A 20,051-nucleotide genomic window follows, 5' to 3' on the forward strand; every position below is an offset into this window, starting at 1 on the left:
TAGTCTGTTATTATTCTTTTTGTTTTTTACTCAAGTATTCTAAAAGAACACCAAATGGTTTTATTGGTTGTTGACTTAAAGATATCAAAGATTTTTTATTCATTAATCTATATTCAGAAAAAATACAGAACTTGCAGTATCTAATTATTAAAAAATTTAGAACTGATCAGATCTATATTATGGAACAAAAAATCAGAATTACAAAAGAATTTAATTTCGAAACTGGACATGCCTTACATGGCTATGATGGATTGTGTAAAAATGTTCACGGACACAGTTATAAGCTAGCTGTTACTGTTATTGGTTCTCCTATTATAGACCCTACTCAGACTAAAAACGGAATGGTTATTGATTTTAGTGATTTAAAAAAAATAGTAAAAGAAGAGGTTGTTATTCCTTTTGATCATGCTACTGTTTTAAATATAAATTCTCCCCATAAAGAATTAGCGGAAGAGATGGAGTCAAGAGGTCATAAAGTTCTAAAAGTAAACTACCAGCCAACTAGTGAAATGATGGTTATCGATTTTGCGAATAAGATAAAAAGGCGTTTACCCAAAGGAATTCTTCTTTATTCATTGAAATTAAGAGAGACCGAAACTTCTTATGCGGAATGGAATTCTTTAGACAATAACTAAAAGCCTAAATCTTCTAGATCGTCTTCTTTTTTGACTTCTTTGGTTACATCATTCAAAGTTTTACCCTGGTCACAATTTATTGGAATCGTCAGTTTTTCTGGAGCTTCAAAGTCCTCTAAAGAAATTCCTAATTCTGGAATTTCGTAAGCCCCTCGCATGTACATCGCCCATATTGGTAATGCCATAGTTGCTCCTTGACCAAAAGCAATATCCTCAAAATGAACCGCTCGGTCTTCTCCTCCAACCCAAACACCAGTAACTAAATTCGGAACCATTCCCATAAACCAACCATCACTTTGGTTTTGTGTTGTTCCTGTTTTTCCTGCGATTGGATTTTCAAATTTATATGGATAGCCTGTTACTACATTTTGATATGCATAATTCTCTTGATCTGCTCCTTCGTGACGTAATCGAATTCCTGATCCTGCTTCAGTTACTCCTTTAAGTAAATCAATAGTTACATAAGCCGATTCTTCACTCAATACATCTGTAGTTTCTGGAACTACTTCAAAAAGTACAGTTCCATTTTTGTCCTCTATTCGGGTAATCATTATCGGCTTAACATAGATCCCTTTGTTCGCAAAGGTACTGTAGGCTCCTACCATTTCAAGTAAGCTAATGTCTGGAGTTCCAAGGGCAATAGAAGGAACTCTTGGTAAATAGGATGTAATTCCCATTTTGCGAGCTAAATTAATTACAGGGCGTGGTCCAACTTTATCCATTAATCTCGCGCTAACTGTGTTAACAGAATTTGCTAATGCGTTTTTTAAAGTCCTCATCTGGCCGTATTTATTACCCGAATTCTTAGGGCACCATGCATCAACATTGCCATGTTTCAGGGGCTCTATACAAAATAAAGCGTCTGGTAAAATATCGCAAGGAGAAAGTCGCAATTGATCTATTGCTGTTGCGTATAAAAAAGGTTTAAAAGTAGATCCAATTTGTCTTCTCCCTTGATACACTTGGTCGTACTGGAAATGCTTATAATTAAATCCTCCAACCCAAGCCTTTACATGGCCAGTCTTTGGATCCATAGACATCATGGATGCTCTTAAAAAGTGTTTGTAATAACGAATAGAATCAAGAGGGGTCATGAGGGTATCCAGATCTCCTTTCCAGCTAAAAACTTCCATTTCAACTGGCTTTTTAAAAGAAGCCCATATGGTTTCTTCATCCTTTCCAGCAAGACGCATTTTTCTCCAACGTTCTGATCTTCTTGCTGTATTTTGGAGTAATGTGTCTATTTCTCCCTCGCGAAGGTCTAGAAAAGGAGCCGTTGGATTTGCTTCTGGTGTGTTTTGTAGAAAAAACTCTTCTTGCAAGTTGGACATATGTGCCGATACTGAAGTTTCTCCTATTTCTTGTAACCTGGAATCGATGGTAGTATAGATGCGAAGTCCATCTCTAAAAATATCATAATTAGTTCCGTCTGCTTTTGGATTGTTCTTAGTCCAAGAGCGCATAAACTGCTGTAAGTATGCTCTAAAATATGTAGCTAACCCTTCTCTGTGGGAGTCTGGAGTGTAATCAATTTTTAAAGGAATCTGCTTTATAGAATCGCGTTCCGATTCGGTTATAAATCCATTGCGTTCCATTTGTTGAAGAACTACATTTCTTCTCTGCTCCACACGAGAAGCTCTTCTTATTGGATTGAAATAAGACGAATTCTTTAGCATACCCACTAAAGTCGCGGACTGCTCTATGCTTAATTTTTGTGGCGTGGTGTTAAAATAAATCTTAGAAGCCGACTGAATTCCGTCTCCACTATATCCAAAGTCATAGACGTTCAAATACATTGCAATGATTTCTTTCTTAGTATAACTACGTTCTAATTTAACAGCTAATACCCATTCTTTAAATTTCTGAAGTAGAGCTTCTGTTTTATTCCTGGAACGGACTCCAACAAAAAGTTGTCGGGCTAATTGCTGGCTAATTGTACTTGCTCCTCCTTTTTTTCCGAGATAAAAAATAGCTCGAAGGGTTCCTTTTAAATCAATACCGGAATGAGTAAAAAAACGCTCATCCTCTGTGGCTATAAGTGCGTTTACCAAGTTTGTTGGAAGGGCTTCATAGCTGATTGGAGTTCGGTTATCATTTACATAAAACTTTCCTAAAACAACCCCATCACTAGAAATAATTTGTGTTGCTAGTTTTGTTTTTGGATTTTCTAATTGCTCTAAATCAGGCATTTCACCAAGGTAACCTAAAGCTGCAATTACAAAAAGTGAACTAAAAGAGAGGAGTCCTGTTACAAACAAAAGCCAAAAAACCCGAACAAGACCTTTAAACGGTTTTGCTTTTTTATTCTTAGATTTTGTTTTGTTTTGTTTTGCTGCCATCAAGGTTGAGTTTGAGGTTCAATTCCTATTCCTACACTTATTATTCCTTCTAAGGAAGAAACGCCATCTACCGACCCATTATTTCGAACACGTTGTGAGAGATCTATAAAATAAGGTCCTTTTTCGTTTGGAACCCAGTTTTCTTTCCAATATAATTTACTCTCTTTTACTTCCGAAAAACCTTTTCCAAGCCAATTACCTTGGGCGTCTGCCATGGCATATTCTAGGGTGTCTCGGGAAATTACTTGTATGGAATCTCTTAGTTCCGCAATTAAAAATAAATTAGAGTACGAATAATCGTTGGTGTTTCGAACATGAATAAAAATATTTGAAGGAACCAAAGGTGTTTCGGTTACTGTAAAAGAAATTTTATCAGATTGAGACCATCCATTTGGTATCGATTCATATGAAACAAAATGAGTGCTCGAATTACATGAAACGAGAACTATAAGTGCTACAAGTAAGGCAGCCTTACGCATTTTTCTTAAAATTATTATTCTTCTTTTTTGGACGTTGTTTTTTTCTCCCTTTTTTCTTTTTAGGAAGATCAAAACGACTTAAACTATCTTGTCCTACTACATTTTCAAATACTTTCTCTGGAGCCTCTGTTTTTTCTTCATGAGCAAAATCTTCTAGGCTAGCAACAGGCTTATTTGCTTTATTTAAAGCAATAATTTCATTTGCTTGTTCTGCAGTTAGCAAATGCCAATTCATCCACTCTCCACGATATGCGTACCAAAGATATCCTTTAAAAATATCTATTTTTTGACACACACCAACTCCCTTTTCAGTCTGTAATTTGGTTTCCATTTTTGGAAATTTTTTCAAGGCATTTCGGTAGGAGTCCAATTCGTAATTTAAACAACATTTTAATTTCCCACATTGCCCTGATAATTTTTGTGGATTTAAAGAAAGTTGTTGGTACCGTGCTGCAGAGGTAGAAACCGATCTAAAATCCGTTAGCCAAGTAGAGCAACACAACTCCCTTCCACAAGAACCAATTCCTCCCAATCGAGAAGCTTCTTGACGTAAACCAACCTGACGCATGTCTACCCGTATACTAAAGGCTTGAGCCATATCTTTAATTAGCTGACGAAAGTCTACTCTTTTTTCTGCAGTGTAATAAAAAGTAGCTTTGCTTCCGTCTCCTTGAAATTCTACATCAGAAATTTTCATTTCTAAATGTAAAAATATCGCCATTTCGCGAGCCCGTTTCTGAATGGTTTCCTCTCGATTTCTAGCCTCCTGCCAAATATCAATATCTTTTTGACTTGCTTTTCGATAAATTTTTAAAATTTCATCGCTTTTTTCTGAGACTTTCTTCTTTTTCATTTGAAAACGAACCAATTCTCCTGTTAGGGTAACTTGCCCAATGTCATGTCCACTTTTTGCTTCTGTAGCCACCAAGTCTCCAATACTCAAACTAAGATTAGGTTCTTTTCTAAAAAAAGCTTTACGGCTATTTTTAAAACGAACCTCAACAATTTCGCACGGCTCCTGACCATTAGGAAGTTGCATGTTTGAAAGCCAGTCAAAAACCGTTAATTTATTACAGCTATCTGTTCCACAAGTACCATTGCTTTTACAACCCCTTGGGGTACCGTCGGATGTAGAACATGAAGCGCAACTCATATATTGAATTTATTAAAGCGTGAAAGGTAAAGATACGTTTAATTAATAAAAATAAAAGGGATGATTTTTATTAATGATTTTTAAATTTTAAAACCTCAGAACGTCCTTTTTTAAAAATTTTATTACTGTTGTGTGCCCCTTTTCTCAGGTTCTTTTGCTCTTCGTAAGGAAGTTGAATGATTTCTTTACACGAATCTGAACAGCAGGTTTCCATCTTTTCTTTACAGCTATCGCATTGTATGAAGAGTAAATGGCATGCTTCATTTGCACAATTAACATGAGTGTCACAAGCGGCTCCACACTGATGACAATTTGCAACAACATCGTCTGTAATGCGTTCACCTCGTCGTTCATCAAAAACAAAATTTTTACCTACAAATTTATTTTCTAGCTTGTTTTCTTTGACCTGCCTTGTGTATTCGATTATTCCTCCTTCTAATTGATAAACATTTTTAAATCCTTTGTGTTTAAAATAAGCACTAGCCTTTTCGCACCTAATCCCTCCGGTACAATACATCAGGAGATTTTTGTCCTCTTTTAAGTCTTCAAGGTCTTCCTCGATAATGGGTAAAGAATCTCTAAAGGTGTCTACATCGGGAGTAACCGCTCCTTTGAAATGACCAATCTCACTTTCATAATGATTTCTCATGTCTACACAAACAGTGTTGGGGTCAGAAAGCATCTCGTTAAAACCTTCAGCATTAAGATGTTGGCCCTTTTTAGTTACATCAAAAGTTTCATCATTTAAGCCGTCTGCAACGATCTTGTCGCGAACTTTAACCTTCAGCTTTAAAAAAGATTTAAGATCTTGTTCGATAGCAATATTGAGTCGAATATCTTTCAGAAACTCAATTTGATCAAGATGTATTTTAAACTCTTCAAATCGTGGTGCAGGTACTGAAAGCTGTGCATTAATTCCTTCGTGAGCAACATATATTCTGCCTAGAACTTCCATAGCGTTCCAAGTAAGGAAAAGATGATCTCGAAATAATTGAGGATTGCCAATATGGGCATATTGATAAAAGGAAAGCGTGAGCCTCTCTGTTCCGGCTTCTTCGAGCATTACCGCTCGTTCCTTCGCGCTTAATTTATTGTACAGTTGCATGCTATACTTTTTTAAGTTGAATGATTGTGTAAAGATATAAAACTTAACTCAGTTTTAAGACCTTAATTGGTTTCTGTCCATACCGCTAATTCGTTTCCCACCGGATCTTCAAAATGAAACCTTTTTCCTCCAGGAAAAGAAAAAATGTCTTGAACTATTGAACCTCCTGCAGTTTTTATTTTTTCTCTTATATTCTCTAATTCAGAATGATAAAGAATAACTAACACTCCTTTGGTAATGGGTTTGTCAGATAGTTCAAACCCTCCTGCTATTCCACTTTTTGAAAAAGCAGTATAACGAAGTCCAAAATCTGTAAAAACCCATTCAAAGACTTGACTGTAAAAACGTTTTACAATTTGTAAATCTGGGGAATAAAATTCAACATAATTGATGTGATTGTTAATTTCCATGGGGTTATTTTAATTTAATAGGGATCCAAACTTCTTCTTCCGAATTTTCGTCTATGGTATTATACTTAGGCCCTAAAACTTCGAAATGCTCCCGGTTATCTAAACTATAGATAGAACCTGGCAGCCATTGTGAAAAAATATACTGAGCTGTTTTTGGGAAATCCTTAGCCGGTCCTTTGTGAATAAAAACTGCGTAAAGCCCTCCTTCTAAAACTCGATGCTCCATTCCTTCTGGAATGTTTAAAAAAGAATCGGTTTCTACCATCGCACATTTTGTAAATTCTGCAGCTGGATTAAAATCTTGAAAGTAAGATGCGTCATCATAAATCTGAATTGAAAAATATGCTTCTCCAATCCTGTCTTGAATCTTATTTCTTTGAGGCATAAAACGCTTCCACAAATCAGAGGTTTTATTATTTACAAGAGACATTCGTTGGGATTTTCCTACGAGTTTTTTTGAAGCAAGTGTTTCTATTCTGGGTTCCATTTATAAATTTATTTAATACTAATTCTAGGAATTCTTTAGTGAATGAACTGTATTAAATTCCTCATTGAGTTAAAACAAAAGTAGTATTTATTGAAATATTAAATATTGTTAATAAACCCTTACCCATTCGCAATAAATCAAAATAAAGAAAACAGTACATTAGCAGTAAAGAATAAAACTATGGCAGACGATAAATCAGCGAAGCTAAAAGCGCTTCAACTTACTTTAGACAAGTTAGACAAAACCTATGGAAAAGGATCTGTAATGAGGCTGGGAGATTCCGCAATCGAAGAAGTAGAGTCTATTTCTTCTGGTTCATTGGGTCTAGATATCGCTTTAGGTGTAGGAGGATATCCAAAAGGTAGAGTTATTGAAATTTATGGGCCAGAATCTTCTGGTAAAACAACATTGACGCTTCATGCGATTGCTGAATGTCAAAAGCAGGGAGGAATTGCTGCTTTTGTTGATGCAGAACATGCTTTCGATCGTTTTTATGCAGAAAAATTAGGCGTAGACGTTCAAGAACTAATTATTTCACAACCAGATCACGGGGAACAAGCTCTTGAAATTGCAGATAACTTAATTCGTTCTGGAGCTGTTGATATTGTAGTTATTGACTCTGTTGCTGCATTGACTCCAAAAAGTGAAATCGAAGGTGAAATGGGGGACTCTAAAATGGGGCTTCATGCACGTTTAATGTCTCAAGCTCTTCGTAAGCTAACTGGATCAATCAGTAGAACTAACTGTACGGTGTTTTTCATTAATCAATTAAGAGAAAAAATTGGAGTAATGTTTGGAAACCCAGAAACAACAACTGGAGGTAACGCCTTAAAGTTTTATGCTTCTGTCCGTTTAGATATTAGAAGATCTACTCAAATAAAAGACGCTGACGCTCAAGTTTTAGGTAATAAAACTCGTGTTAAGGTTGTAAAAAACAAAGTTGCTCCCCCTTTTAGAACTACAGAATTTGACATTATGTACGGAGAAGGAATTTCTAAAATTGGCGAAGTAATTGACTTAGGAGTTAATTATGAAATAATTAAAAAATCTGGTTCTTGGTTTAGCTACGGTGACACTAAAATTGGACAAGGTCGTGAATCTGTTAAAACTTTGTTACAGGACAATCCAGATTTAATGGATGAGCTGGAAGTAAAAATTATGGAAGCAATAAAATCTGTAAGTTAACTAACTACTTACCAATCAATAAAACCCGCTTTATGCGGGTTTTATTTTTTAGAGTTTTTAATTCCAAGGGTCACTGGAAGTATTGCCATTACATACATTATAGGACCATAAATAGCAGCAACTATTGCTAAATCTGGTCTAGCGATCGTAATTACAGCAAGACTTATGGTTAATGTTCCGTTTTGAATTCCAGATTCAATTGCAATAGTTATTGCTTGTTTTAAACTTAGATTCATCCACTTTGAAGTAAAGTATCCTAAGGACATCGTTACAGCGCTTAAAGAAACAAGAATCCCTAAAGTAGCGCCTATGTTAGCCATAAATAAATCAAATTGGTTTATTAATATTATGATAATAACTAATGCCAATAGAAGAGCAGAGGCGTTCCGAACAGGAGATTCCATTTTCTTTGCAAATTTTGGGGCTTTTTTTCTAATGTACATTCCAATGGATAATGGAACGGCTATTACTGCAATTAAAGATTTAAAAATATCTCCAACTGGAGGTTGAATAGACTCCATTTCATTTCCAAAATACGCAAACGAAAAATTGATAATCAACGGAATTGTAAAAATGGTAACTACACTGTTAATTGCGGTTAAAGAAATAGAAAGCGGTAAGTCTCCTTTTGCTAAAAGAGCTATTATATTGGAGCTTGTTCCTCCTGGGCATGCTACCAGCATCATCATTCCAATTGCAATAAAGGGTTCTGGTTTAAAAACAAGACAGAGCCCAAATCCAACCAAAGGTAATAACACGATTTGGTTGAAGAGACCGATGAATACAGGCTTTGGGTTTTCTGCAACTCGTTTAAAATCATGTAAAGACAATCCTAGTCCCATTCCTGCCATTATAATCATGATAGAAATGGCTAAAAATAAAGTTGACGCTTGATCCATAGGTTCGTTTTTTTATATGTTTTTTACCTTTAATTCTTCAATTGCTACAGCTTGTTGGCAGCGCTGTTTTTTATCAGAATTTAACCCCTTTAAAATTACATCTCTAGTTTCTTCTTGAAGCTCTAGCAAATCATCCATGTGTTTAACCGGTTGTATTTCAGGGAACGTTTCTACCCGAAGTTCCCCTGGAAAACCATAGTCTGGGTTCCATGGAAACTTTCTTTTACAATCTAAAAATGTCATAGGAACGATTGGAATTTGATGTTCTATTGCTAATTTAAAAGCGCCTTTTTTAAAAGGATTTAACAATATAGTGTCGTCTACATAACTTACCTCAGGAAAAATACAAACGCTTCTTCCTTGTTCTAGAATTTTGTTTGCTCGCCCGTAAACCTCCCATCTGCTTTTTGAGCTACTACGGTCAACTAAAATTGCTGCTCGTTTGTATATACTTCCGAAGAGTGGGACTTTTACAAATTCTTTTTTACCAACGAAAACAAAAGGGTTTTTTGAAACACGAAACATCACAAAAGGGTCCATATAGCTGGCATGATTAGCGACCAATAAATAGGAAGTTCCTTCGGGTAGTGGTTTTGCAAATTTTGTTTTAACATAGAACCCCATTCCAAAAAGAATAAAAGGAGACCAGATGTTTCTTGCGATCCAATAAAGGGTAGGATAACCTTTTTTATGGCTTGCAATCAATAACAAAATTGGGAAAAGAGTAATTACTGGAATGGCTGCAAGAGTATAAAACCAAGCCCTCCATAGTAATAAAAGTATTTTCTGAATTATTTTAACCATCAATCAAAAATAGGGTTTTAGATTATCCTATAAAATTTTTAGGCCTTAAATGCTTTTCTTACAAAAATAGCTAAAGGCTTGTTCGATTACTTTTACTTAATTTCTTGAGTACTGCGCTACTGTTTTTAAGTTGAAAAAAGTACCTTTGCACAAACTAAAATTGGTATGGCTAGAATACTAACAGGTGTACAAAGCACAGGAACTCCTCACTTAGGTAATCTTTTGGGAGCAGTTCTTCCTGCAATTGCAATGGCAGAACAACCGGATAATGAATCCTTTCTTTTTATTGCAGACTTACACTCACTAACTCAAATTAAAGACGGAACTCTTTTAAGAAAGCACACTTTTAACACAGCTGCTGCTTGGTTGGCTTGTGGATTAGATACCGATAAAACAATATTTTATAAGCAAAGTGATGTAAGCCAGGTTACTGAACTAAATTGGTATTTGAATTGCTTTTTCCCATATCAAAGACTAACTCTTGCGCATTCATTTAAAGACAAAGCAGATCATTTGTCTGATGTAAATGCAGGTCTTTTTAGTTATCCTATGTTAATGGCAGCAGATATTTTACTCTACGATGCAGAAATAGTTCCTGTTGGAAAAGATCAATTACAGCACTTAGAAATAACACGTGATGTTGCTTCTCGTTTTAATAATCAACAAGGAGAAACCTTCGTTCTTCCAAAAGCACAGATCCAAGAAGATTCTCAAATAATCCCAGGCACTGATGGTCAAAAAATGAGTAAATCAAAAAACAATACCATCAATGTTTTTTTACCTGAAAAAAAGCTGCGCAAACAAATTATGGGTATTAAGACAGACTCTACTCCCATGGAAGATCCAAAGGATCCGGACACCTGTACTGTTTTTGCGCTATATTCCTTGCTTGCAAACGAAACTCAGATTACTGATTTACGAGAACAATATCTAGCCGGTGGAATGGGATATGGACACGCAAAACAAGCTTTATTTGAGCTTGTTTTAGACACCTTTGATGAGGCTAGAACGAAGTTTGATTACTATCAAAACAACCCTGCGGAGGTTGCTATTGCTCTTGCTAAAGGAGCTCAGAAGGCTCAAGCCATTGCAACGGATGTTTTAATGCGCGTTCGGTCTAAGATCGGTTATTAAATACGTTCGAACTGCTTTCAAGGAAGTGGCCTTATATAATTTTTCATTTCCAATTGAAATAAAATAGAAGCTACCTTACTAATCGGAAATTTAGAAAGCAACGATAGTTTATCTAAAGTTAACTTTATTTCTAAGAGTTTGTAAACTTGTTCCTCCTCTTTGGTTAGTAAAACAAATAATTCTTTTTGAAAAATTTTTGGTTTGGGCTTTAGCTCCCAACCCATCCAATAAGCAAGATCTGAAGCAGAAGTAATCATTCGTGCTTTATCTGAACGTATTAAGTTTAAACAGCCTAGGCTTTGTCGATCGGTAACTCTTCCTGGAACTGCAAAAACATCTCTCCCATAATGGTGGGCATGTTCTGTTGTAACTAAACTACCTCCTTTTATTCCTGATTCTATAACAAGAGTTGCATGTGCTATTCCTGCTATGATTCTATTTCTTTTTAAAAAGTTCGATTTCTCAAAAGAAGCCGTACTCCAAAATTCCTAAAGCAAAGCACCCTGATTAGCAATCTGATTTACATAAATACTATGCTCTTTTGGATAAATTTGGTTTAACCCATGTGCTAGGCAAGCTACCGTTTCTAGCTTTTGATCTAAGGCTGCTTTGTGAGCTACAATATCGATTCCTCGCGCTAAACCAGATACAACTATAGGCTGATAAGCGGCTAGATCTTGGATTAATTGTTTACAAAAATCAATCCCTCTTGTAGTGGGGTTTCTAGTTCCAACAACACTAATTATTCGATTGTTCTCCCAGGACACTTTTCCTTTTTGAAATAAGACCAATGGTGCATTAGAACAGAATCCCAATGTAGTTGGATAACTACTAGAACCGTATTCAATGGGAGTAATTTTTTCTTTTTTTAAAAAATTTCTTCCTCTTTTACCGCATCAAAATAAGACTCATATTTACTAAATCCTTTTAAATGGAAGGTGCCTATTCCTTTAATTTTAAGAAGATTACTTCGTTTTTCATTTAATACGCTTTGTGCGCTACCACAATGATCTACTAGTTTTTTGGCAGTAATATCACCAATACCGGGTAACAGTTGCAACAATAAAGAGGCTTGAATAGACGTTAGGTTCATAGGTTAAGGTTATTTAAAGGTTTGGAATACAAAATTTAAATTTTGTCGAAAGGGTTTTTAAATTTATTACATTTGAATATGAATTTGGTACAATACATAAAAGAACTTCTTTATCAATACGAATGTGTAATCATTCCACAGCTGGGTTCATTCCTAACACAACCCGTTCCAATTCGGATTGACAGAGAAAGAGGAATTTTCTTTCCTCCAGGTAAAAACTTGTCTTTTAACGGTTTACTTACTCATAACGACGGGCTTTTAGCAAATTATATTGCTCAGCGTAAATCGATTTCATATGAAGAGGCTCTTCAAGAAATTAATCAAGAGGTACAGGACTGGAATAAAAACCTAACTGTTGGAGGAAACGTTATTTTAAAAGGAATTGGAGAATTAACTCTAAATTCTGAAAATAAAATAAATTTCTCTCCTTATGAAAAAGTAAATTTCGATTCAAATTCAATTGGGTTAGCATCCTTTACTAAAAAACCCGTAGCGAAAACATTTGAAACTAAAACTACAACTCACAAACCCATTACTCCTAAAAAAACAATGATCATGGAAGATTCAAAAAATGAAAATTTAGCTTTTACTCCTGAAACTAAAAAACAGCAACCTAGTTACTTAAAGTATGCAGCAGTTGGAGTTATTACCATTGGTTTAGTTGCAGCCTCTTACTTTTTCGGTAATCAATACTTAGCAGACGAACGTCTAAAATCTACTGAACTTGCTCAAGAACAAATCAAAAGTAATGTTCAAGAAGCCTCTTTTGACATTGGTGAATTAGCAACTTTAGAACTAAATGTTGTTGCTGAAAACGTCTCTGATGATGAAAACCTAGAAGCTGTTTCTGGGGATTACTTTAGTGTCATTGCTGGAAGTTTTCGTGAAGAGTCAAATGCTTTAAGAATGATTGAGCAACTTAAGTCGGAAGGTTTTGAAGATGCTTCTTTGGCTAAAGAAAGTCCCGATGGGCTATACAGAGTTGCTTATGCAAGATTTGAGTCTAAACGCAAAGCAATTCAATTGTATTATTTCTTGACAAGAACACTAGAAGAAGAGGCTTGGTATTTAGCCGAGTAATATCTTTACATTCTAAACAACCACCCTTTTGGGTTTGTTGGACTGCTGTTTTTAAAGACACTAAATTTTAGTTCGGTTTTACCCGTTTCAGGATTGGTAAACACCTTTCCTATTTTTTCTTTAGCTTTAACTTTCTGTCCTTTTACTACGTAAACTTCACCTAAATTTGAATAGGTAGTAATGTAGTTTCCGTGTTGGATTAAAACTGTTGGATTGCTCCCTTTAAAACCAATAATGGACATTACTTTGCCTTCAAACACAGCACGCGCCTCTGAGCTTGGAGGAGTAGCTATGGTTACTCCGTTGCTTTGAATCATCGTTGTTTTAACAACTGGATGTGGTTGCTTTCCGTATTTCTGTATAACAACTCCTTGTTCTACTGGCCAAGGTAGTTTTCCTTTATTTGCAATTATATTATCCGATATCAACTGATCCTCGGGGGTTAAAGTGAAAGCTTTAGCATTCGTTTTTTTTCCTGCTGCTCTGTTTGAAGCAGCTATTGCCTCTCGAATTAATCGTTGTATTTCTTTGTTAATTGCTTCGGCTTTCTTCTGTTTCTTTTTAATCTGTGAAACAAAACTTCTCTCTTTCTTTTTAAGTTGTTTAATTAATTTTTGTTGATTCGATTGCTCTTTTTGGTACTGTTGTTGAGCCGTCTTATTTTCTTTAACGAGATTTTCTTTTTTCAATTTTTGATCCAAAAGATCTAAATTCAATTGCTGTAGTGTGATTGTTTTTTCAGCTATTAATTCTCCTTGTTTCTTTCTAAAACTAATGTATTGATTTAAATATTGAGTGCGCTTATAGGCCTGTAAAAAACTTTCTGATGAAAACAAAAACATCATTCTACTTTGACCTGAATTACTTTGATAAGACTTTAAAATCATTTGAGAATAGTCCTCTTTTAGAGTCTTTAGTTCTTTTCTTTGACGATCTATTGATCTTTGATTGACATTAATTTGTTGAGTTAATCGGTTTGCTTGTTCATTTGTTACTCTAATTAATCGAACTCGAACGTCGATCTTAAGGGTTAAATCTTCAACTTCTGTAAGAACTGTTTTTTTCTGTTTTTTGTTGGAAAAAAGAAGTTTGTTAATCTGTTTTATTTCTTCTTGGAGTTGTTTTCTTTGATTTTCAAGATTTTTTTGTCTCTTGTCCTGTCCGTTTGCCGAATTTATAAAAGTCATTAAGCTCAATAGAGCAATAATTACTTTAGTAGAAAAGGGAAGGACTTTCTTCATTTTATAAACTTAATTTTTTATATCCTTCAGGGATTTTAAAAGGAACTGTAAGTTTCTTTGGGAAATCGATTCTCATAAAATCTAAATTAATTTGGATTAAGTTAGAACCATCAAAAAATGAAATTTCTATTTCTTTAGGAAGCACCTTGCCTTCCATTTTTTGATCTTTAAGATATCGAATGCTTAAAGACTGAGCGGTACCTGGAATAAAAAATCGCTGCTCTTTTAAACGGAACGTGTTTGGTTCAAAAAAATAAGTAGGTTTAAATTTATTCCCTTTGCCTTTTGGAGCCAAAACATAAAATTGGGGATGGCTAATTCTTTTAAAATCTTCTGATTTCATTTCTGAAATTGGATTTCCAAGAAATACATTTTGTAGGTCATAAAAACTAAAATCAGTCCCAAATTGTTTATTAATAAAACTTATATCTCCTTCATAATATGTTTTTTGAAACTTCTCATAAAACTCAACTTTAAATGGTGTAATCAAAACTTTTGCTATCGGCACTAATAAAGATGCACTTGCCCATAATACTTTGTCAGACTCCAGTCTAAGATTTAATGTTATTTGTTGTTTCTGTTTAGAATCCTTGTAGGTGACTTTTACTCTAGACCTTAGAGTCTTTAAATTTGTTGCGGCTTTGTCAATTTCTTTTGACAAAAGTTTTAAATCAACATTTTTAAGAGGTTGTTTAGTAGGTAATACAGCAACAGATTTACAGCTAAAAAGAAGTATCCCTATAAGAAGTATAAAAACATTTGAAAAAGACTTTAGTTTTATTTTCATTTCATTTCGGTATAATCTCCCAGGCTTATTTTTGTAAATTGACCGTCAAAAACAACCTGATTTCCGATCATAGCATCTTTTAGGATAGCATTAGAAATATGACTGTTTTTTTGAATTAAACTGTGAGATAGAGTCGTGTTTTCGATAACTGTTCCAGAACCAACAGAAACTGCAGGTCCAATTGTTACGTTGTTTAAACGTACGTTTGGTCCAATATAGCAAGGAGGAATTAGGGTTGTGTTTTCTAATACTGCTGAAGAATGAATTAGTTCCTTTCCTTCAGCTTCAAGGAAGCCAAGCATTTTAGTGTTTGTTTCAAGTGTAATTTCCTTATTCCCGCAATCCATCCATTCATCAACTTCTCCAGGCAAAAACAAATCTCCTGCAGCCATAAGACGTTTTATTCCATCATTGATTTGATATTCTCCTCCATGGGTTAATTTTTCATCAATAACAGTTTGCAATGCCTCTTTAAGTTTTTCTATTTTTTTAAAATAATATATCCCTATGACCGCTAAATCAGACACAAATTTATTTGGTTTTTCTACTAGCTCGGTAATTACTCCTTTCTCGTCTAGTTTAACAACACCGTAAGCCTCTGGAGACTCAACTTTTTTAACCCAAATAATACTATCCGCTTCGGGATTTAAAGCAAATTTAGCGCGTATAAGCGTATCTGCATAGGCAACAACAGCTGGTCCAGAAAGAGAGTCTGCTGCACACATGATTGCGTGTCCGGTTCCTAATGGATTCAATTGTCTATAGATCGTTCCTTTGGCTCCAATATCAGAAGCAATTTTTAGAAGCTGTTCCACAATTTCGTCTCCAAAAAATGCAGGGTCTCCAATGACAAAAGCAACTTCGTTTATAGGTTGATTAACAACACGAGCAATGTCTCGAACCAATTGTTCAACAATTGGAACTCCTGCAACAGGAACAAGAGGCTTTGGTATGGTTAAAGTATGGGGTCTAAGGCGAGAACCACGTCCTGCCATGGGTACAATAATTTTCATAAGCTATTTTTTTCCTGTGCTTCCAAATCCACCTGAACCACGCTCTGTAGTATCAAGACTTTCTGTTAAATTCCAAGAAACTTGTTCATATTTAGCAATTACTAATTGTGCTATTCGTTCTCCTGGATTTATTGTAAATGAGTTGTTTGATAGGTTGACTAATATAACTCCTATTTCGCCTCGGTAGTCAGCATCAATAGTTCCAGGTGCATTTAGTACAGTCAAACCATGTTTTGCGGCAAGTCCACTTCTAGGTCTAACTTGAGCTTCATATCCTTCTGGCAACGCTATTTTAAGGCCTGTTCCGATGATTTTTCGCTCTAAAGTCCCAAGAGTAACCGGCTCTGTTAAGTTTGCTCGGAGATCTACTCCTGCAGAGTTTTTAGTTGCAAAACTCGGAAGTTCAAATGAACTTTCATTTATTATAGGTATTGTTAACATAATTCTTTTTTACATTCCATAAAAATACAAAAAAGCTAGGCATTAAATTGAAGTCAATCCTAAAGAAAACTTTTTTGCCCAGAGGAAACTTTTTAATATAATTGGAGCTAGTTATTTTAGAATTTATCATTAAAAAAGCCCCTCAAAAGAGGGGCTGATTCAAAAAATGTTACTCTAAAAAATTATGAACTTAGGGCTTCTGCTCCCCCTACTATTTCAAGAATTTCGTTTGTAATAGCTGCTTGACGTGCCTGGTTATAAGAAAGCTTTAATTGATCTCTTAATTCCGTAGCGTTATCAGTAGCTTTATGCATTGCTGTCATTCGGGCACCGTGCTCACTTGCAAAAGAATCACGTAATGCTTTAAATAACTGCATTTTTATACTTTTAGGTAATAACTCTTGTATTATTTCTTCTTTGCTAGGTTCAAAAATATAATCAACAACGGCTGAAGTCTCTTTTTCTTGGTCGGAAACAATTGGCAAAAGAGTTTCTGTTGTTACAATTTGAGTTGCAGCATTCTTGAACCGGTTATAAACCACTTCAATCTTGTCGTACTTCTTGTTTGTAAACTCTTCCATAAACTCATCTGCTATAGCGCTTGCGTTAGCAAAGGTTAAAGCGTCAAAAATATCGTTGTTGTTCAGAGCTACTTCAAATGATTTTTGTAGAATATCATTCCCCTTTTTTCCAAGAGTAATTAGACTTACATTTTTATTTGCGTAAACCGTTTCGATTTTTTTGGTTACTTCTTTAACTATACTAGAGTTAAATCCTCCACAAAGTCCACGATTGGATGTAATCACAAGGATTAAAACATTATTAACCGGTCTTTGATCTGTGTAAGGATTTTGTGTATCGCCATCAATTGAACCACTTAAATTCTGGATTAACTCGGTAAGTTTATCAGAATAAGGGCGCATTGCCGTAATTGCATCTTGAGCTTTTTTAAGCTTTGCTGCAGACACCATTTTCATGGCAGAGGTGATTTGCATGGTCGATGAAACCGATGCAATTCTATTACGTATCTCTTTTAAATTAGCCATACTATGGGTGGTTTATTCGAATTGTGCTGATACTTCTTTAGCTACACTGTTTAAGGTATCTAAAACCTCGTCTGTTAATTTTCCTGTTTTGATTGTATCTAAAACATTGCGGTGTTTGCTATTCAATACTTCGATATAGCTTTTTTCGAAGGCTTTAACCTGTTCAACAGGAACGGATCTTAACAAGTTTTTAGAACCTGCGTAAATAATTGCTGTTTGATCTTCTACTGTAAAAGGATCATTTTGAGCTTGCTTAAGAATCTCAACGTTACGTTTTCCTTTTTCAATAACATTCAATGTTGCAGAATCAAGATCAGAACCAAACTTAGCAAATGCCTCCAGTTCGCGGAACTGTGCTTGATCTAGTTTCAATGTTCCAGAAACTTTTTTCATTGATTTAATCTGTGCTGAACCACCTACACGAGAAACCGAAATCCCTACGTTAATTGCAGGACGTACACCCGAGTTAAATAAATCAGACTCTAAGAATATCTGCCCATCTGTAATCGAAATTACGTTGGTTGGAATATAAGCCGAAACATCACCTGCTTGGGTTTCAATAATAGGTAATGCAGTTAAAGATCCTCCTCCTTTAACTTTATCTTTTAATGAATCTGGAAGGTCATTCATCCCTTTTGCAATATCATCATCCGCAATTACTTTTGCTGCACGCTCTAATAAACGAGAATGAAGGTAGAATACATCTCCAGGGTAAGCTTCACGTCCTGGTGGACGACGAAGTAATAACGACACCTCACGGTATGCTACTGCTTGCTTGGATAAATCATCATATATAATTAAAGCTGGACGACCAGTGTCTCTGAAATACTCTCCAATTGCTGCTCCTGCAAAAGGTGCATATACCTGCATTGGGGCAGGGTCAGATGCGTTAGCCGCTACAATAGTAGTGTAAGCTAAAGCTCCTTTTTCTTCTAGTACTTTTGCAATTCCTGCAACCGTAGATGCTTTTTGACCAATTGCAACATAAATACAATAAACAGGCTCTCCTGCATCGTAAAATTCTTTTTGGTTCAAAATAGTGTCAATACAAACTGTAGTTTTTCCAGTCTGACGGTCACCAATTACTAATTCACGCTGACCTCTACCTACTGGAATCATAGCGTCAATTGCTTTAATTCCTGTTTGCATTGGCTCATTAACCGGCTGACGGTAAATTACTCCAGGAGCTTTTCGCTCTAGAGGCATTTCAAAAAGTTCACCATCAAGATCACCTTTTCCGTCGATAGGGTTTCCAAGCGTGTCAACCACACGACCAACAATACTCTCTCCTACTTTTATCGATGCGATACGTTCTGTTCGCTTAACGGTATCTCCTTCAGAAATTTCTTTGGATGGCCCTAAAAGTACCACCCCTACATTATCTTCTTCAAGGTTCAACACCATTCCTTCTAGACCAGAATCAAAACGAACTAATTCTCCATATTGAGCATTAGAAAGTCCGTATACACGTGCGATTCCATCCCCTACTTCAAGAACGGTTCCAACTTCATCTAAAGAAGCTGCTGCCTCTAATCCTGCGAGTTGGTTTTTCAAAATTGCTGAAACTTCAGCTGGTTTAATTGCTGCCATAGTATCTATTTAAGCGCTATAATTGGTTTGTGTCAATTCTCTTTTAAGTGTGTCTAATTTATGAACTACACTTGCATTGTATTGTAAATCTCCTATTCGTAAAACAAAACCTCCGATAATAGAAGGGTCTACAATACTTTTAAGGATTAATTGGGCTGAGGATAATTCCTTAGCTTTATTTAAAATTATTTTCTCTAGTGAATCAGTTAATGGAACTGCTGTCGTTACAATTGCATTTTGCTTTCCTTGCTGAGCTTGATATAGTTCAATAAATTGTTCAGCAACCTGATCTAATAAATTAATTCGTTTGTTTGTAGCTAAAAGCTCTACCAGTCTTTTACTTCCGTCTGAAAGATTAGTAAAAACATTAAAAACTGTTTCTTTCTTGGTGTTGTTTGAAAGAACAGGATTGTCTAAGAAAGCAACCAGGTCTTCATTTGCTTCGCAAATATTGACAACTTCTACCATGTCTTGTTCAAGTGCAGGAGCTGTTCCTTGTTCTAGTGATATGCTAAGAGCAGCTTTTGCGTAACGTAATGCGGCACGGTTATTTTTCATCTTTTTACTTTACTTCGATTTCTTTTACCAATTCTGAAACAAATTTCTCTTGTGCAGCTTGATCTTTCAATTCTGTTTGTAAAACTTTAGCAGCGATATCAATAGAAAGTGAAGCAACTTGACCCTTTAGCTCATTGATTGCTGCATTCTTTTCGTTTTGAATTGTTACTTGAGCTTGTGCAGTAATTTTATCTGCTTCTGCTTTAGCATCTTCTTTAGCTTGATTAACAATTTTAGTGCTTTCTGTTTTAGCTTCAGCTAAAAGGGCGTCTCTTTCAGAACGGGCTTGTTTTAGAATTCTTTTATTGTCTGCTTGAACCGCTTCCATATCCTCACGAGCTTTTTCGGCAGCACTTAAAGATTCTCTAATCGAAGTCTCACGTTCGTTAACTGCGTCTAAAATGGGTTTCCAAGCAAATTTTTTGAGCAATAACAAAAGAGCAACAAACAATATGGTTTGCCAAACAAAAAGCCCTAATGAAAATTCTTCTAATAATTTTTCCATTTAATAAATTTATGGTTTAATCAATACTTTAAAAAATAGAGCTGCAACCAACCGTTGCAGCTCTAAA

At 35.3% G+C, this 20,051-nt stretch carries 22 protein-coding genes and 1 pseudogene; 4 read left to right on the plus strand and 19 right to left on the minus strand.

The genetic code is table 11. The features are described from left to right. The first annotated feature begins 179 nt into the window (after window positions 1–179). Window positions 180–635 carry a 6-pyruvoyl trahydropterin synthase family protein gene (locus tag NG655_RS00615; RefSeq protein ID WP_252157414.1) on the plus strand — a complete coding sequence of 152 codons (456 nt, stop codon included), beginning with the start codon at window positions 180–182 and terminating at the stop codon, window positions 633–635. Here the strand turns inward: NG655_RS00615 and NG655_RS00620 are convergent. The 6 genes from NG655_RS00620 to NG655_RS00645 form a co-directional block, all read right to left on the minus strand. Further along, the gene (locus tag NG655_RS00620) at window positions 632–2,974 is read right to left on the minus strand and encodes a penicillin-binding protein 1A (RefSeq protein ID WP_252157415.1); all 2,343 of its coding nucleotides are present in this window, start codon (window positions 2,972–2,974) and stop codon (window positions 632–634) included. The genes NG655_RS00615 and NG655_RS00620 overlap by 4 nt on opposite strands. Continuing rightward, window positions 2,974–3,453 (minus strand): gliding motility lipoprotein GldH, encoded by a 480-nt coding sequence (locus NG655_RS00625; RefSeq protein WP_252157416.1) that lies wholly within the window; start codon window positions 3,451–3,453, stop codon window positions 2,974–2,976. The genes NG655_RS00620 and NG655_RS00625 overlap by 1 nt, the downstream gene beginning before the upstream one ends. Further along, window positions 3,446–4,606 carry a PSP1 domain-containing protein gene (locus tag NG655_RS00630; RefSeq protein ID WP_252157417.1) on the minus strand — a complete coding sequence of 387 codons (1,161 nt, stop codon included), beginning with the start codon at window positions 4,604–4,606 and terminating at the stop codon, window positions 3,446–3,448. The genes NG655_RS00625 and NG655_RS00630 overlap by 8 nt, the downstream gene beginning before the upstream one ends. Window positions 4,607–4,676: 70 nt before the next feature. After that, window positions 4,677–5,711 (minus strand): oxygen-dependent tRNA uridine(34) hydroxylase TrhO, encoded by a 1,035-nt coding sequence (gene trhO, locus NG655_RS00635; protein WP_252157418.1) that lies wholly within the window; start codon window positions 5,709–5,711, stop codon window positions 4,677–4,679. 62 nt (window positions 5,712–5,773) lie between these two features. Further along, complete coding sequence (locus NG655_RS00640) at window positions 5,774–6,121, minus strand: VOC family protein (RefSeq protein ID WP_252157419.1); 348 nt, start codon at window positions 6,119–6,121, stop codon at window positions 5,774–5,776. Window positions 6,122–6,125: 4 nt separating this feature from the next. Next, window positions 6,126–6,608 carry a GyrI-like domain-containing protein gene (locus NG655_RS00645; protein WP_252157420.1) on the minus strand — a complete coding sequence of 161 codons (483 nt, stop codon included), beginning with the start codon at window positions 6,606–6,608 and terminating at the stop codon, window positions 6,126–6,128. Between the two features lie 180 nt (window positions 6,609–6,788). On the opposite strand from NG655_RS00645, the gene recA reads away from it, so the two are divergent. Beyond that, entirely contained in the window at window positions 6,789–7,793 is a 1,005-nt protein-coding gene (recA, locus tag NG655_RS00650) for a recombinase RecA (protein ID WP_252157421.1), read from the plus strand. Between the two features lie 41 nt (window positions 7,794–7,834). On the opposite strand, the gene NG655_RS00655 is transcribed toward recA, so the two are convergent. Both NG655_RS00655 and NG655_RS00660 read right to left on the minus strand, forming a co-directional pair. Further along, the gene (locus NG655_RS00655) at window positions 7,835–8,692 is read right to left on the minus strand and encodes a bile acid:sodium symporter family protein (protein WP_252157422.1); all 858 of its coding nucleotides are present in this window, start codon (window positions 8,690–8,692) and stop codon (window positions 7,835–7,837) included. Between the two features lie 12 nt (window positions 8,693–8,704). Then, window positions 8,705–9,496 (minus strand): lysophospholipid acyltransferase family protein, encoded by a 792-nt coding sequence (locus tag NG655_RS00660; protein WP_252159066.1) that lies wholly within the window; start codon window positions 9,494–9,496, stop codon window positions 8,705–8,707. Between the two features lie 165 nt (window positions 9,497–9,661). Here NG655_RS00660 and trpS point away from each other — a divergent pair, with 165 nt between their 5' ends. Further along, window positions 9,662–10,630 (plus strand): tryptophan--tRNA ligase, encoded by a 969-nt coding sequence (gene trpS / locus NG655_RS00665; protein ID WP_252157423.1) that lies wholly within the window; start codon window positions 9,662–9,664, stop codon window positions 10,628–10,630. Window positions 10,631–10,647: 17 nt separating this feature from the next. Here the strand turns inward: trpS and NG655_RS09440 are convergent, their stop codons facing one another. The 3 genes and pseudogenes from NG655_RS09440 to NG655_RS09450 form a co-directional block, all read right to left on the minus strand. Beyond that, window positions 10,648–10,887, minus strand: coding sequence for a DprA-like winged helix domain-containing protein (locus tag NG655_RS09440; protein ID WP_336511180.1), 240 nt, complete (start codon window positions 10,885–10,887; stop codon window positions 10,648–10,650). A 33-nt stretch (window positions 10,888–10,920) separates the two neighbouring features. After that, window positions 10,921–11,445: pseudogene (locus tag NG655_RS09445) on the minus strand (DNA-processing protein DprA); the annotation flags it as partial. A 53-nt stretch (window positions 11,446–11,498) separates the two neighbouring features. Beyond that, window positions 11,499–11,723 (minus strand): hypothetical protein, encoded by a 225-nt coding sequence (locus NG655_RS09450; protein ID WP_336511170.1) that lies wholly within the window; start codon window positions 11,721–11,723, stop codon window positions 11,499–11,501. A gap of 78 nt (window positions 11,724–11,801) precedes the next feature. Between NG655_RS09450 and NG655_RS00675 the strand changes: the two genes are divergently transcribed. Continuing rightward, entirely contained in the window at window positions 11,802–12,803 is a 1,002-nt protein-coding gene (locus NG655_RS00675) for an HU domain-containing protein (RefSeq protein ID WP_252157424.1), read from the plus strand. Between the two features lie 5 nt (window positions 12,804–12,808). On the opposite strand, the gene NG655_RS00680 is transcribed toward NG655_RS00675, so the two are convergent. The 8 genes from NG655_RS00680 to NG655_RS00715 all read right to left on the minus strand — a co-directional run bounded on the left by NG655_RS00680 (window position 12,809) and on the right by NG655_RS00715 (window position 19,984). Further along, on the minus strand, window positions 12,809–14,044 hold the full coding sequence (locus NG655_RS00680) for a murein hydrolase activator EnvC family protein (RefSeq protein ID WP_252157425.1): 1,236 nt from the start codon (window positions 14,042–14,044) through the stop codon (window positions 12,809–12,811). Between the two features lies 1 nt (window position 14,045). Continuing rightward, a complete protein-coding gene (lolB1, locus tag NG655_RS00685) occupies window positions 14,046–14,831 on the minus strand; it encodes a lipoprotein insertase outer membrane protein LolB1 (protein ID WP_252157426.1) in 786 nt (261 codons plus the stop codon). Then, window positions 14,828–15,844 (minus strand): sugar phosphate nucleotidyltransferase, encoded by a 1,017-nt coding sequence (locus tag NG655_RS00690; RefSeq protein ID WP_252157427.1) that lies wholly within the window; start codon window positions 15,842–15,844, stop codon window positions 14,828–14,830. Before NG655_RS00690 ends, lolB1 begins: the two co-directional genes overlap by 4 nt. A gap of 3 nt (window positions 15,845–15,847) precedes the next feature. Then, complete coding sequence (gene dut, locus NG655_RS00695; RefSeq protein ID WP_252157428.1) at window positions 15,848–16,285, minus strand: dUTP diphosphatase; 438 nt, start codon at window positions 16,283–16,285, stop codon at window positions 15,848–15,850. 182 nt (window positions 16,286–16,467) lie between these two features. Next, on the minus strand, window positions 16,468–17,331 hold the full coding sequence (gene atpG / locus NG655_RS00700; protein WP_252157429.1) for an ATP synthase F1 subunit gamma: 864 nt from the start codon (window positions 17,329–17,331) through the stop codon (window positions 16,468–16,470). Window positions 17,332–17,343: 12 nt separating this feature from the next. Then, entirely contained in the window at window positions 17,344–18,921 is a 1,578-nt protein-coding gene (atpA, locus tag NG655_RS00705) for a F0F1 ATP synthase subunit alpha (RefSeq protein ID WP_252157430.1), read from the minus strand. A gap of 9 nt (window positions 18,922–18,930) precedes the next feature. After that, a complete protein-coding gene (gene atpH, locus NG655_RS00710) occupies window positions 18,931–19,479 on the minus strand; it encodes an ATP synthase F1 subunit delta (protein WP_252157431.1) in 549 nt (182 codons plus the stop codon). Window positions 19,480–19,483: 4 nt separating this feature from the next. Next, the gene (locus NG655_RS00715; protein ID WP_252157432.1) at window positions 19,484–19,984 is read right to left on the minus strand and encodes a F0F1 ATP synthase subunit B; all 501 of its coding nucleotides are present in this window, start codon (window positions 19,982–19,984) and stop codon (window positions 19,484–19,486) included. Between the last annotated feature and the right edge of the window lie 67 nt (window positions 19,985–20,051).

Source organism: Candidatus Arcticimaribacter forsetii (assembly GCF_910589745.1).
Lineage (GTDB): Bacteria > Bacteroidota > Bacteroidia > Flavobacteriales > Flavobacteriaceae > Arcticimaribacter > Arcticimaribacter forsetii.